We start from the raw sequence: 14,147 nt of genomic DNA, 5'->3' as shown, positions 1-14,147 counted from the left end.
TATGCTCAACCGTTCGTTACGTCAACGGTAATGTCTTGATAAACAATGTTTTTGTCGCGAATCTGGTCGGCCAGCGAAATACCACGGCCAGCCAGCGCCTGCCGGAAATCGCCTGGCATCACTTTCACAAACTGACCAATCAGATTATCCCAGTCCTGAATCAGCGAAAGTGCTACGTTGCTGGTTGTATACTGGAAATGTTTGTCGACGTATTCCCGAACAATGCCCAAGTCTTCTTCATTAATAGATTCCAGGCTCACCATTTCCATATTTACCTTCGAAGCAAACGTGCCGTCCTGATCCCAGACGTAGGCAACTCCCCCCGACATGCCTGCCGCGAAATTGCGCCCGGTTTTGCCCAGAATAATGGCCAGCCCACCCGTCATGTATTCCAGACCGTGGTCACCCACGCCTTCAACAACAACTTTAGCACCGGAGTTACGAACACAGAATCGTTCGCCAGCCATCCCCCGAATGAAGGCTTCTCCCGACGTAGCACCGTAGAATGATACGTTGCCGACGATGCTGTTTTCTTCTGGTTTAAATTGAGCGGCCCGGTCAGGATACACGATAAGTTGTGACCCGCAAAGACCTTTACCAAAGTAATCATTGGCATCGCCTTCGAGTTCAAGTTTAATACCGCTCGTGCTGAATGCACCGAAGCTCTGACCAGCTGTTCCCCGAAGTTTTACGTGAATCGTACTCTCTGGTAAACCTGGACCTCCATACACTTTCGAAATCTCATTCGACAGCATCGTGCCAATACTCCGGTCGATATTTTGTACCGGAAATTCGCCATATACCGACTCCGCCGAGGCTAATGCAGGCTTGGCCAGCTCAATCAGCTGGCGGTCGAGTACGGCATCCAGATGGTGATTTTGCTCTTCCTGTTTGAATAAAGCAACATCCAGATTGGTCGGCTCTTTATACAACAGCGCGTCGAGATTTACGTTTTTGTACTTCCAATGAGGCATGTTATTTCGCATGGCGAGCATTTGCGACTGACCGACCATTTCGTTGATGGTCCGGAAACCCAGTTCAGCCATAATCTCGCGAAGCTCCATCGCCAGGAATGTAAACATGTTCACGACGTGCTCAGGCTTACCCGTAAATAAGGCACGTAACTCTTTATTCTGCGTCGCTACGCCAACTGGACACGTGTTCAGGTGGCATTTACGCATCATGATACAACCTGCCACGACCAGTGCAGCCGTAGCTACCCCAAATTCTTCGGCACCAAGCAGAGCCGCAATAGCCAGGTCGCGACCGGTCCGCATTTGACCATCAGCTTGTACGGTTACACGGCCACGCAATTTGTTTTTGACCAGCGTCTGATGCGCTTCGGCCAGGCCAAGTTCCCAGGGAAGTCCCGCATGACGTATCGACGAAAGGGGAGAAGCCCCCGTTCCGCCGTCGTGGCCGGAGATGAGAATATGATCAGCGTGGGCTTTGGCAACCCCGGCCGCAATGGTTCCAACCCCCGCTTCCGATACTAGCTTCACACTGATACGTGCTTCCCGGTTGGAATTTTTCAGGTCGGAAATCAACTGCGCCAAATCCTCGATGGAATAAATATCGTGGTGGGGTGGGGGCGAAATCAGGCCCACGCCAGGCGTAGAATGTCGCGTCCGGCCAATCCAGTCATCGACCTTGAAACCAGGCAATTGACCACCTTCGCCGGGCTTGGCTCCCTGCGCCATCTTGATTTGCAGTTCACGGGCATTGGTCAGGTAATAACTCGTCACACCAAACCGGCCCGAAGCGACCTGTTTAATGCCTGAATTCATGCTGTCGCCGTTTTCGAGCGGCTTGTAGCGGAGTTCATCTTCACCACCTTCGCCCGAATTGCTTTTGCCGCCGATGCGGTTCATCGCAATGGCCAACGTAGTATGCGCTTCCCACGAAATCGAGCCGAACGACATGGCTCCTGTAGCAAAACGCTTGAAGATGCTCTCGATGGGTTCGACTTCGTCAATGGGTACCGGGTTGCCTTTTTTGAACTTCAGCAGACCACGTAACGTAATGGCTTTCTGCGTCTGATCGTCGATCAGCTTCGAGTATTTCTTGAAGAGTGCGTAATCGTTTTTCTTCGTCGACTGTTGCAGCAGGTGAATCGTGTCGGGGTTGAAAATGTGCTTTTCACCCCGTTGTTTCCACTGATAAATACCGCCCACTTCGAGCCGTGGCGCCACCATCGGCGTGGTTGGGAAAGCCACACAATGACGTACCAGAATCTCGCGGGCAATCTCGTCCAGACCCATCCCACCGATACGTGAAACCGTTCCCGTAAAGTACCGGCTCACTACGTCCTGATTAAGGCCCAGGCACTCAAAAATCATAGCGCCCTGATACGATTGCAGTGTCGAGATACCCATCTTCGAGAAGATTTTCAGCAACTCGCCATTGACCGCTTTTACGTAGTTCTTATACAGCTTATCGAGGTCGTAATCTACGTTCAGCAGCCCTTTTTCTTTCAGGTTGGCGATAGTTTCGAACGCCATGTACGGGTTTACGCCCGAAGCGCCGTATCCAATCAACGTAGCAACGTGGTGGGTTTCCCAAACGTCACCCGCTTCAACGACGATCCCTACTTTACCTCGCAAACCCTGACGTATCAGGTAATGGTGAATGGCCGACGTAGCGAGCAGCGACGGAATTGGGGCGTGGCTGGAATCAATCGCACGGTCAGAAAGTACCAGAATCGAATAACCATCCTGAATAGCGTCTTCGGCGTAGCGACAGATACGGTCAAGGGCACGTTCCAGTGATTTTCCCTGCCCATCACAGGTGAACAGGCAGTTGATCGTTTTAGCCTGGAATTTAGGCTTATCGATAAACCGTAGTTTGTCAAACTCTTTGGTTGTCAGAACGGGCTGCTCCAGTTCGACCTGGCGGCAGTGTTCTGGCGACTCACTCAGGAGATTATACGTAGCACCCACGAACGAAATCAGCGACATAATCGAACGCTCCCGAATCGAGTCGATGGGCGGGTTCGTGACCTGAGCGAACAACTGTTTAAAATAGTGGCTCATGTGCTGGCTCTGCTCCGACAATACGGCCAACGGTACGTCGGTTCCCATCGAACCCAGCGCTTCCTTGCCCGTTTCGACCATCGGTGCCAGAATCATTCGCAAATCTTCTGACGTAAAGCCAAACGCCTGCTGCATACGTAGCAGTTTAGCCGGATCGTAATGATTATACGACCGGATAGGCGCTTCGAGGTCGTGGATTTTTATCTTGTTATCATCGAGCCATTGCTGATAAGGCTTCCGGTTAGAGATTTGAGCTTTGATTTCCTCATCAGCCACAATCCGACCCTGCTCCATATCGACCAGGAACATTTTGCCCGGTTGCAAACGCCCTTTCGACACCACTTTTGCAGGGGCGATATCCAGTACGCCCACTTCAGACGCCATAATTACGATGTCGTCGTTGGTTACCCAGAACCGCGATGGCCGCAGCCCATTCCGGTCGAGGGTTGCTCCAACGATACGTCCATCGGTAAACGAAATTGACGCTGGGCCGTCCCAGGGCTCAATCAGGGCCGCGTGGAATTCGTAGAAAGCTTTACGTACCGGGTCCATGTGTTCGTTGCCGTCCCAAGCTTCCGGAATCAGCATCATCATCACGTGCGGCAGCGACCGACCGCTCATCACGAGCAGTTCAATCGCGTTGTCGAGATTAGCCGAGTCCGACTGACGAGGGTCGCAGATGGGCAACAGCATGTCCATCTCTTCCTTCGTAAACTTGCTCGATTCAAGTAACCCTTCTGCCGCTTTCATCCAGTTAACGTTACCCTTAACAGTGTTAATCTCACCATTATGGGCAATATAACGGAATGGCTGGGCCAATTTCCACGATGGGAACGTATTGGTCGAGAAGCGGGAATGGACTACACCAATGGCCGATACAACCTCTTCCTGTTGCAGATCTGGAAAATAAGGCTCCAGTTGCAGGGTAGTTAGTTGACCTTTATACGTAATAGTCCGGCACGAAAGCGACGAAAAATAGAAGTGGTCGACACCGGCTACCGTCTCGTTAATGAGCCGGGTGCTGTAGTTACGTAGGATGTAAAGCTTGCGCTCAAAATCGTCGGGGTTAGTAACATCGGCTGGGCGTTTAATAAATACCTGTTCCATTTGTGGTTCAGCCGAGCGAGAGCCAGTGCCCAAATCGCTATTGTTAACCGGAACGACCCGGTAACAAATCAATTCGAGACCTAACTTCTTCATATTCCGGTTCAGAATAGCGCGGCACTCTTCCCGCAGCCATACATCTTTCGGAAAATACACCATCCCAACGCCGTACTCGAGTGCGGGTGGTAAATGAATACCCAGCTTACGGGTTTCATCCACGAAAAATTCGTGTGGGAGTTGAATGAGCAGACCGGCTCCATCGCCCGAATTGGGCTCGGAACCCACCGCACCACGGTGTTCCATGCGCCGAAGCATCTGGAGCGCATCCGATACAATTTGGTGTGACTTGCGGCCTTTGATATGGGCTACAAAGCCAATACCACAATTGTCGTGTTCGAACTCGGGGCGGTAGAGACCCGCCAGTTGGTCAACCTGATCAGACATGGTCGTAACAGTGTTGGGTAATGCCGCTATTCGTGGATTACTGAATTAACAAAATCGCAACAAATAGGGGCGGATTTTACGAAAATCTAAATTAACGGGTAGTCCGATCTGTACTTATATTGACGAGAAGGCAATCGGACTGAAGGGCGTTTGTGACAAAGTCACGCAATATACTACTAAAAAAATTTGGTAAAAACAGCCTTCTCTGGAATTTTATAGGGAACGGCACTAATTGTGAATTTGATTATAATTGTTCTTGAAAAGTGAATAAAAAGCAATTAAGTGTTGTACCTTACATCTGAGAATAGTACTAAAAAGCCGAAGGGTGAAAAGTCGATTTTTATCTTCTTTTCACCCTTCGGCCTTCTTCGGTGATTCGGCTGGGATTCGAACCCAGGACCCATACATTAAAAGTGTATTGCTCTACCAGCTGAGCTACCAAATCATTTTCCCTGTACAACTAAACCGGAGCGTTGTCGTTTGGGAATGCAAAAGTAGAGGTTTGTTGGAGTAAATGCAAGTATGGCTCAAAAAAAAGTTAACTGCTGGGTGAGTTTAATGGCCTCTACAGCCTCCCGAACGTCATGAACACGTAATATAGAAGCTCCCTGAAGCAAGGCTACTGTATGCAAAACCGTAGTGCCGTTCAGCGATTCGTCGGCACTGATATTCAAGGTTTTCCAGATGGTCGTTTTTCGCGAAATTCCAACCAGAACCGGTTCATCGAATAACGCAAATTCGCGGAGGTGAGTCAGTAGGAAAAAATTTTGCGATGGCGTCTTGGCAAAGCCGAATCCGGGGTCGAGAATCACATCTTTTATACCCAAAGAACGTAGCATGACTAGCCGCTCGGCCAATTCATCAATTACTTCAGTCGCTACGTTCTCATAGCTGGCCAGCGACTGCATGGTTTGTGGCGTACCGCGTAAATGCATCAGTACGTAGGGTACACCCAGGGCAGCCACTGTCTCAAACATAACAGCGTCGAGCGTGCCGCCTGCTACGTCGTTAATTAATGAAGCCCCAGCTTCGATGGCCTGACGGGCTACAGATGCCCGGAACGTATCGATAGAAATCAGGGCGTTTGGGAAGGCTGCCAGAATCTGCTCGATAATCGGCAATACGCGGTCGGCTTCTTCCGTGGGTGAAATATCGGCGGCACTGGGTCGGGTGGAGTAGCCACCAATGTCGAGGAACGTAGCGCCCTCATCGAGCATTTTTCGGGCGACTTCTACCGTTTTCTCCAACGTAACACGGCTGTCGGCAAAGAACGAATCGGGCGTTACGTTCAGGATACCCATTACGGCGGGCGTTCGTAAATCAACCAGTCTGCCCCGGCAGTTCAGCGTTTTTTTCGTAACTTTCGGCATTAGAAATGTCATTTGGAGTCATTAATTGTCATTAAAGGAATTGTCAGAACAAATAATGGCCACGAATGACCATCAGTGACTACATACGATAATGACCCAAACCGAAACCGAATATCGGCAGGTTATCCAACGCTGCAAAGACCTTTTCCTGAAAAAGAACAAAGATTACGGCACGGCCTGGCGTATTCTGCGACTGCCCAGCATTACCGACCAGATTTTTATAAAAGCCCAACGGATTCGTACGCTTCAGGAAACCGGCGTTAGCCGTGTGGGCGAAGGCATTGAACCTGAGTTTGTGGGGATCATTAATTACTGCGTTATGGCACTGATTCAGTTGCAGTTGGCGCATGATACGTCGGCTAGTTCGCCCCGGATGGATATCCCGACGGATGAACTTGAACACCTGTACAACGCCGAAATTGGCAAGGTTATTGACCTGTTGTTTGCCAAAAATCACGATTACGGCGAAGCCTGGCGTGATATGCGCGTTAGTTCCATGACCGACATTATTCTGATGAAACTGCTACGTACCAAGCAAATTGAGGATAATCAGGGCAATACGTTGGTGTCGGAAGGCGTTGAGGCCAATTATATGGATATGATTAATTACGCCGTTTTTTGCTTAATTAAAAGTAGCGCGGGTGAAAACCCGCAATAGAGCTTTACCTGCGGGTTTCCACCCGCGTTACGTATGAACCCCACAACATCGCAGCCTAAAGTAAAAACCGGCACGCCACCCATGCTGATTGCCGCCCGCACCGCCCGGATTCTGGTTGGTATTGTCTTTATTTTTTCGGGGCTTATCAAACTGAACGACCCGGTTGGCACCCAGATTAAGTTTGAAGAATATTTTGAAGTATTCGCCCAGGACATACCGTTTCTGCACGATTTCTTTATGGGGCTAGTCCCGTTCACACTCGTGATGTCGGTACTGTTCTGCGCGGCTGAGGTTATTCTGGGAGTGGCCTTACTAGCGTCTTACAAACCCAAAATCACTGTCTGGCTTTTATTCTTTCTCATCATTTTCTTTACGTTCCTGACGTTTTATTCGGCTTATTTTGACCGGGTTACCGACTGTGGCTGTTTCGGGGATGCCATTAAGCTCAAACCCTGGACATCGTTCGGTAAGGACGTAGTACTGACGGTGCTGATTCTGTTTATTATCGGCCACCGAAATCGGTTACGAGCACGTAACACAGGCTGGCTGGTAGCCTTAACGACTGTCTTAACGTTGGCGCTGGGCGTTTACGCCGTTCAGTTTTTACCGCCAATTGATATGCTGCCCTATGCAGTTGGTAAAAGTATTCCGACACAGATGAAGCCATCAGAACCGCTACGTTATAAATACATTATGGAGCGGGCCGGGCAGACAGTCGAGCTGGATAAATACCCGACTGACCAGAGCTACAAATTCAAAGAAATGGTGTTGGTGAACGAGAGTGCCAAACCAAAAATCACGGATTACCGCGTCTGGGATGATTCAGGCGATTATACCCAGCAGACGTTCGAGGGTAAAAAACTGTTCATTATTATTAAAAATACGACCGATATCGACGCTGGTAGCCTTCCCGCGATACGTGAATTGGTTGAAGGTTTACAGGGTTCCGACATTAAACCGTATATCCTCACTTCGACCAGTGATGATGAAATCAAAGCGTTCCGCAAAGAGTATCAACTTGAGAGCGTACCGTATTACAAAGCCGATGCTACCGTACTGAAAACGATCATGCGCTCGAACCCAGGAACCTGGCTTATGGATAATGGCGTAGTTCGTGGCAAATGGCATTATAACTCCACGCCCGAAGCGGAGGAGGTAAAACAAAGAGTGAAAGAATGAAAGAGCGAATGAGTGAAAGGCCGACGCAAGCAATCCTTTCGCTCTTTCATTCTTTCACTCTTTCGCTCTTTCATCACATGAAGAATATTTTTCTGATTGGAATGCCCTCTTCCGGAAAGAGTACGCTGGGGAAACGTATTGCCGATACGTTGCATTATCGCTTTCTGGATACTGATAAACTAATTGTTCGGGACGAGGGTCGCTCCATTGCCGATATTTTTGCACAGTCTGGCGAAGCGTATTTTCGGGAAGCTGAACGACGGTTGTTACGTACTATCCGACCAGGTGGTAATGTCGTCGTTTCGACAGGAGGGGGGATGCCTTGTTTTCATGATAATATGGCCTATATCAACGCTACAGGTGTATCAATCTTTCTGGACGTACCGGTCGATGTGCTGGTACGTCGCATTCTCGCTCATGCGCAGGACGATCGTCCGCTTAATAACCCGAGTGATCCTAATTTGCAGATGGTTTTGGAGCAGCGCTATCTTAACCGACTGCCTTTTTATCAACAAGCTAACGTAACGGTTTCGGGGGAAACCACTGAAGATGAAGTTTTGCTGGAATTAGGAAAATGGCTTTAAGTCAATAGTCGTCAGATCCTGCTCCCGACTGACGACTATTGACTTCTTTTAAAAAAACACCCCTAATGATAACATTACGTTGGTGTTGCGGTTGCTGACGGCAATGGTTGGCGTATCGGAATCATTAGGCAACTGGAAGGGCGAGAAACCTGATTTATAAGTCAGATACGAGCCTGATACATCGGCAAAGAAACGGTCGTTTCGAACGCCCAGACCAGCCGACAACAGAATTTTTGTACGATCCTCCTTCGCAACTCGGTCGAGATTTAATTTATACGCACTGGGCAGATAGGCTGCTCCTGCCCGAACCCGAAGTATACCCGCCCGAATTTCGGCGCCTGCACGCAGATTGAGGACGTTATCATAACTATCCCGAATGATTGCTTTTACGTCGTTTTTGAAATCAGTATTATCCTGCTGGTTATCAAAAGTGGACGTACGCACCCGCATAGTCTGGTAGCCAACGTATTCGGCAGTAGCCGTCAGGAAGCCAACTTTTCCAATGAAATACGTAGCACCGGCAGAAGCACGTAACGGCGTTTGCAGCGAATATTCAAACTCATCGTAAGGCGTTACTACATCGATGTTGTTTGTCTTCAACACAATGCCTTCGGGGTTTGTAGGCTTCACAGATGCCGACAACGTCCGGCCAAAGATTTCGTTAGCGCTGCTCCAGGTTGGCGATACTATCGTAGCCCCGACCTGAAACGCTGGCGTCAGTTTGTAAATCAGACCCAACGTAGCGTTAATGCCGTTTCCTGTTACATCGAGACGAGTTGTTTGGCCGTAATTATTGAAATAAACACCGTTAATAGGGGCTTCAATGACCACCGATTCGTACGAGTACCGGAGCCGGGTCAGGGCCAGCGAGCCGCCAATGTAGAGTTTGTTGTCCAGATTGCCCGCATAAGCAAGTGTCCATTGCGAGTGCGTACCCGAGTTGGTCCGGGTGGTACGTTGGTCTTTACGGGTAGTGGCATCAAAACGCGTATATGGTGGGCCAGAGCCGTTCGCGCCCAAGTCGGTCGGATTGATGAGGTAAAGGCCATAGGCAGCGGCTTCCGAAAAATCAGCCTGACGGTCGTTCGGGCGAAAGCCATCGCTGAGTTCCTGCTCACTATACCGGGCACTGTTGGCTTCATTAATATACGGCTGAAGGACCGACGAATTCGGATTATTGTTCTGCCCGCGAGCATCGGTATAGTCGAAAAAATTTGTCGATTGCGAGTAGGTAACGCCAAACGCCGTACGTTTCCAGCGACGACTTCCGTTGGTGCTTCCGGCCAGGATTAGCCCAAATTGGCCTACACTTACTTTGCCACTGCTGCCGGTAAGTTGCTGGCCCAGAAAGTTTGCCTGATTATTGACTGAGGTAAATGCCGGACTGACACTCAATTCTGAACGATTATAGAAACCCAGACCAGCCGGATTGCCAAAAATATTGCTGGCGTCGCCACCCAATGCAGCGTGGTTGCCCCCGATACCCCGAAAACGGGCCGTTCCACTCTGACTAAAATCAGAAAAGCGAAAAGCATCATCGGCGTAATCGGCAGTTGCGCCCTGCCCATAAGCCAGTTGCGTCAGTAACGTAATGGCTGCCGAAAAAAAGAACTGTTTTCTCATGTTTTTAAAGCGATTGGTGGTGGATACCACGTATACAAAGCTTAGAAAAATAAACCAGCCAAACGTTTAATGAATGGCTAAAAAATACGTAGCAAACCCGCGATGTAAACAAAACGAAAATCCCCGCTAATTGTCCTAATCAGCGGGGATTTTTTACAAATAATTTAATCGATACAGCTCTTTAAACGTATTCGGATTGTTGAGGAGACTATCTAAAGAATCTGTGTGAGGTTTATGAAGCAAGTCAAAAATGAACGCTTTGTCATTCTGAGGCACGAAGAATCTTGACATTTCCTGATTTGAGAGTAAGTAAACGTTAAGATTCTTCGTGCCTCAGAGTGACAAAAAACCTCCTTTGTAATATGTTCTGAAAGGTTTAAAACAGCCTTACCAATAAAATATATCTTATTTATACAAACGTAAAGGTCATTAGTAGGCTTCAATAAAGACTTAAGGTTAGCTAAAATGCGGTGCAACAGACTAATCGTATAGGTATGCCGATAGCCATAAATAAAATAGATTAATATGTTAAATCGGCAAATAGTAGCTATATGGATACAAATTCATCATTCATACATTAATTTAAGCAGTTGGAGTCAAATAAGTAAACTATAATGTCATATATTACTATTTAATAATGATCGAATAAGTCATGGAAGGTACTTTTGGGCCTTGAATTATTCTCATTTACTCCATGATAAAACAAGTACTTATTGCGTATGCTAATCGGATTCTTTACCGATTCTTCCCTATTCTCACCGTTTTCCTTCTGTCATTTACTCACGGTGGCGATTATCCCAAAAAGCCAGAGCATCCCATAAAACACGTAAAGAATGTTCTCATTCCGACATTTCCAGGCCGTCCATTAACAAATGACCCGATACGTTTCACGCTGAAAGCTGATAAGCAGCATGTGGCAGTTGGCGAACCGCTTACCATTACCATCGTTGCGCATTATTTCAGCATCAGCCCCAGCCTGTTGTTTACGATGGCAGGCTCCAATGCATTCCGGCTGAGGGTGCTGCTTCCTGAAGGATTCATACAGACGGATGGCGATTACGTCGACTATGTAGGCACTGAACTTTCAGCTTTTAAACCTACCGTTACGTATACGCTAAAAGGTTATTTCACCAAAACAGGTGTGAAAAACGAATTCCGCCTGCTACGTGGTCATGGATTAGCCGATGCCACCAGCCTGTTCGTTGATAAGGGGCGACTAACAGTAAACGTAACAGACAACGACGTAGCACGGTCAAACAAAGGAGCACGTAGCGCCGGGCCTTTAGCCTTTCAGATTCTAAGCTATGACTGTAATTCGGGCGTTTTGCAATATCAATTCACCGGGGGTGATAGTTCGCCCATTAACGTAGTACTGCCCGGTATCTTTGCCGGTACAATATACGCCGATAACGTAGCAACCCATACCTTCCCCGGCGATGCTCGCACAGGACGTAGTGTAAGTGGCAATGCTAACCAGTCAGGTAATCAGATTTCCGTTAATTTCACGACCAGTTGTAATCTGAGTTCCGGTGGTAGCAACCCTCCCAATACGCCTAATCCACCCAGCAACCCCAATCCGCCATCGGGTGGGAGTCTGTCCTTTCAAATTGTGAGTTACGACTGCAACTCGGGCGTACTACAATACCAGATGACGGGTGGTGATGGTTCGCCCATCAACGTAGTGTTGCCCGGTATTTTTGCCGGTACGGTCAACGCCAACAACGTAGCAACGCACATCTTTCCGGGAGATGCTCGTCAGGGACGTAGCGTGAGTGGTTCTGCCAGCCAGTCGGGCAACCAGATTTCGATCAGTTTCACTACCAGTTGTAATCTCAGTTCCGGCAATCCGAATCCACCTAGCAATCCAAATCCGCCGAGTAATCCCAATCCACCAACTTCGGGCGGCAGTCTGGCCTTTCAGATCTTGGGCTATGACTGTAACTCCGGCGTATTGCAATACCAGTTTACGGGCGGCAATGGTTCACCGATTGACGTAGTAATGCCGGGCATATTCGCCGGTTCAGTAAATGCCAATAACATAGCTACCTACACGTTTCCCAGTGATGCCCGAACAGGACGTACCATGACCGGAACGGCATCGCAAGGAGGCAACCAAATTTCCATCAATTTTATCACAAGTTGCAACTTAAGTGCTGGGCCTTCTAATCCGAGTCCGCCGTCTAGCGGTTGTGGAAATGGTAACGGCCTGACTGGATTTTACAGTAATAGCACAGACTTATCCAGAGGTATGACAGCAATTCGCACCGATGCACTAGTTGATTTTACCTGGGATGCCTCTCCAATTCCGGGTACAGTTAATGACGACGGCTTTTCTATCCGTTGGGCTGGACAAATCGAAGCTCCTGTCAGCGGAAATTATACTTTCAAAACTTATAATGACGATGGTACTCGTCTATGGATAAATAAACAGCTACTCATAAACGACTGGAACAGTCATAGTCCAACTTGGCAGCAGGGAAGCGTCTACTTGAACGGGGGGCAAAAATATGATATCGTGATGGACTTTTTTGACATGTCGGGCGGTGCAAAAGCTCAATTATTATGGGAATATCCAGGACAAAACACACAAGTTGTACCAAGTTGCCGATTATATCCTAATAAGGCTTCCACAACACAATACAGCGACCCAATTGCTGGTCATGAATATACAGTATGTATAATTGATATTGGTGACACCCGTTTTTTTACCAGGTGCTATAACGGACAAGTCGATCAAATTTGGGAATTTAGTGGTACAGGCAATAGTAATGGAAATAATGAGAATACAGATTGGACAGTTGGAGTTAGTATTTCTGTTGGAGGGTCAGGAGCCCCAGGTGGTTATTCAAATACAAACCCTCCAGAGATCATGCCTTCGACTGACGATCAGGTATTGCAAAGCAAATTTTACCCATACATGTCATCAAAAGGTATTTCTTTTTCAAATGACGAGAAAAAAGCCTTTGAGCAATATCCAGCTTTGAAAAATATAGTTAGAAATTATGTCGACCAATTTGGATATAAGCCCGATTTAATTGAAATGCTGGATCAATATCTACAGGATAATTATAATTTCGTTACAAGCTCTGGAGAAAGACCGATTTTAGCCAACATGTCTTGGCTGGATCAAATAGCTTTTCGAGCAAATGCTATCAGTGCTTCTTTAGAGGCTGTTGTAAGATTTGGTGTTATTGGATGTCAGGACAACGCCTGTAATGCCTATCGTCATGCGTTTTTTAATGCCTTAAACGCCCAAAGTTTTACGGTTCCAGTTGCCAGGCAGTTAGGCCAAGCCAGAGAATACGGCAAAATGATTGATCCCAATACGTTTCAACCTATAAATTTTGTTTGTGACGGTACTAGCGAAGCAATAAAAACTCAATACATGGATTTGTACAATAACGAATGGGGATATAGGGCCTTTAATCAATATAAAGCACAGGGGGGGAACCTCTCGGCCATTGTCAAGGCGATGTCGGATAACGGTTCGCTGATAAATAATCCCCGTTGCTCTCATTAATTAAAACCAAAATGTTACTTAGATGAAAACGCATTTAATTGTCATATTGCTGGCTTGTGTACTTTCGGGTTGCTTTTTAGAGGAAAAGGAGATTATGATCCGGGAGGTATCCAAACAAACCGACTGGACTTATAGACTCATCCCCACTGTAATCGCTGAACGGCAGTTCTCGATTTTAATCGATGGCGAACTAGATAATATGGCAGCACTGGAAATGCAGCATAGGCTCGTTGGGTTCCCTCATAAAGAAGGAACTATATCTTCTGAATATATGAAATTGCCCAAAGGTAAATTCAAATTATACCTAAATTCGGATGAATCGAGTAGTAAGGAGCGGTTTATTTATCACCCCTTCTCGGCCCGTAAAGGCTGGGTAAAGGTTCAGATTGCCCCTGTTCCTTGGGACCCTAAGGATTCCTCACGGACGTACATATCTGGAGTCCGCGGCTATGGTGGAACCAGAATTATGTCTGAGTCCGAGTCTGAATCGTGGTAGGGCGGAAAATAAACTGAGCCCATTAAGGCAATAGTAACATAGCAGGGGTAAATCAGCTCATAATTAAACGTAGCAGGGCTCCGATTTCATGAAATCGGAGCCCTGCTACGTTTATTGATTCAAAACCTTAAACAGGT

The 14,147-nt window shown here is 47.6% G+C and carries 8 protein-coding genes and 1 tRNA gene; 5 read left to right on the top strand and 4 right to left on the bottom strand.

The genetic code is table 11. The features are described 5' to 3' along the window. Positions 1 to 5: 5 nt before the first annotated feature. The 3 genes from gltB to folP form a co-directional block, all read right to left on the bottom strand. Positions 6 to 4,580, bottom strand: a complete 4,575-nt coding sequence (gltB, locus tag IC229_RS30325; protein WP_190891956.1) for a glutamate synthase large subunit — start codon at positions 4,578 to 4,580, stop codon at positions 6 to 8. 372 nt (positions 4,581 to 4,952) lie between these two features. After that, positions 4,953 to 5,025: transfer RNA gene (locus IC229_RS30320), tRNA-Lys, on the bottom strand. An 82-nt stretch (positions 5,026 to 5,107) separates the two neighbouring features. Further along, positions 5,108 to 5,950, bottom strand: coding sequence for a dihydropteroate synthase (folP, locus tag IC229_RS30315; protein ID WP_190891955.1), 843 nt, complete (start codon positions 5,948 to 5,950; stop codon positions 5,108 to 5,110). A 91-nt stretch (positions 5,951 to 6,041) separates the two neighbouring features. Here folP and IC229_RS30310 point away from each other — a divergent pair, with 91 nt between their 5' ends. The 3 genes from IC229_RS30310 to IC229_RS30300 all read left to right on the top strand — a co-directional run bounded on the left by IC229_RS30310 (position 6,042) and on the right by IC229_RS30300 (position 8,371). Beyond that, positions 6,042 to 6,608 (top strand): DUF1599 domain-containing protein, encoded by a 567-nt coding sequence (locus IC229_RS30310; RefSeq protein ID WP_190891953.1) that lies wholly within the window; start codon positions 6,042 to 6,044, stop codon positions 6,606 to 6,608. A 33-nt stretch (positions 6,609 to 6,641) separates the two neighbouring features. Continuing rightward, a complete protein-coding gene (locus tag IC229_RS30305; RefSeq protein WP_190891951.1) occupies positions 6,642 to 7,787 on the top strand; it encodes a BT_3928 family protein in 1,146 nt (381 codons plus the stop codon). A 77-nt stretch (positions 7,788 to 7,864) separates the two neighbouring features. Further along, the gene (locus tag IC229_RS30300; protein ID WP_190891949.1) at positions 7,865 to 8,371 is read left to right on the top strand and encodes a shikimate kinase; all 507 of its coding nucleotides are present in this window, start codon (positions 7,865 to 7,867) and stop codon (positions 8,369 to 8,371) included. Positions 8,372 to 8,419: 48 nt separating this feature from the next. Here the strand turns inward: IC229_RS30300 and IC229_RS30295 are convergent, their stop codons facing one another. Next, a complete protein-coding gene (locus IC229_RS30295; RefSeq protein WP_190891947.1) occupies positions 8,420 to 9,994 on the bottom strand; it encodes an OmpP1/FadL family transporter in 1,575 nt (524 codons plus the stop codon). Between the two features lie 694 nt (positions 9,995 to 10,688). Between IC229_RS30295 and IC229_RS30290 the strand changes: the two genes are divergently transcribed. Both IC229_RS30290 and IC229_RS30285 read left to right on the top strand, forming a co-directional pair. Beyond that, on the top strand, positions 10,689 to 13,514 hold the full coding sequence (locus IC229_RS30290; protein WP_190891945.1) for a PA14 domain-containing protein: 2,826 nt from the start codon (positions 10,689 to 10,691) through the stop codon (positions 13,512 to 13,514). A gap of 22 nt (positions 13,515 to 13,536) precedes the next feature. Next, positions 13,537 to 14,010, top strand: coding sequence for a hypothetical protein (locus tag IC229_RS30285; protein WP_190891944.1), 474 nt, complete (start codon positions 13,537 to 13,539; stop codon positions 14,008 to 14,010). The last annotated feature ends 137 nt before the right edge of the window (positions 14,011 to 14,147 follow it).

It is taken from the genome of Spirosoma profusum, assembly GCF_014699005.1.
Lineage (GTDB): Bacteria > Bacteroidota > Bacteroidia > Cytophagales > Spirosomataceae > Spirosoma > Spirosoma profusum.
Note: the sequence above shows the minus strand (reverse complement) of the source record. Positions and strands in the feature narration are given on the sequence as shown.

What these genes read in the sequence shown, in the direction of transcription:
- gltB (WP_190891956.1), bottom strand. Translation starts at nt 4,580, where the DNA reads ATGTCTGATCAGGTTGACCAACTGGCGGGTCTCTACCGCCCCGAGTTC.
- folP (WP_190891955.1), bottom strand. Translation starts at nt 5,950, where the DNA reads ATGCCGAAAGTTACGAAAAAAACGCTGAACTGCCGGGGCAGACTGGTT.
- IC229_RS30310 (WP_190891953.1), top strand. Translation starts at nt 6,042, where the DNA reads ATGACCCAAACCGAAACCGAATATCGGCAGGTTATCCAACGCTGCAAA.
- IC229_RS30305 (WP_190891951.1), top strand. Translation starts at nt 6,642, where the DNA reads ATGAACCCCACAACATCGCAGCCTAAAGTAAAAACCGGCACGCCACCC.
- IC229_RS30300 (WP_190891949.1), top strand. Translation starts at nt 7,865, where the DNA reads ATGAAGAATATTTTTCTGATTGGAATGCCCTCTTCCGGAAAGAGTACG.
- IC229_RS30295 (WP_190891947.1), bottom strand. Translation starts at nt 9,994, where the DNA reads ATGAGAAAACAGTTCTTTTTTTCGGCAGCCATTACGTTACTGACGCAA.
- IC229_RS30290 (WP_190891945.1), top strand. Translation starts at nt 10,689, where the DNA reads ATGATAAAACAAGTACTTATTGCGTATGCTAATCGGATTCTTTACCGA.
- IC229_RS30285 (WP_190891944.1), top strand. Translation starts at nt 13,537, where the DNA reads ATGAAAACGCATTTAATTGTCATATTGCTGGCTTGTGTACTTTCGGGT.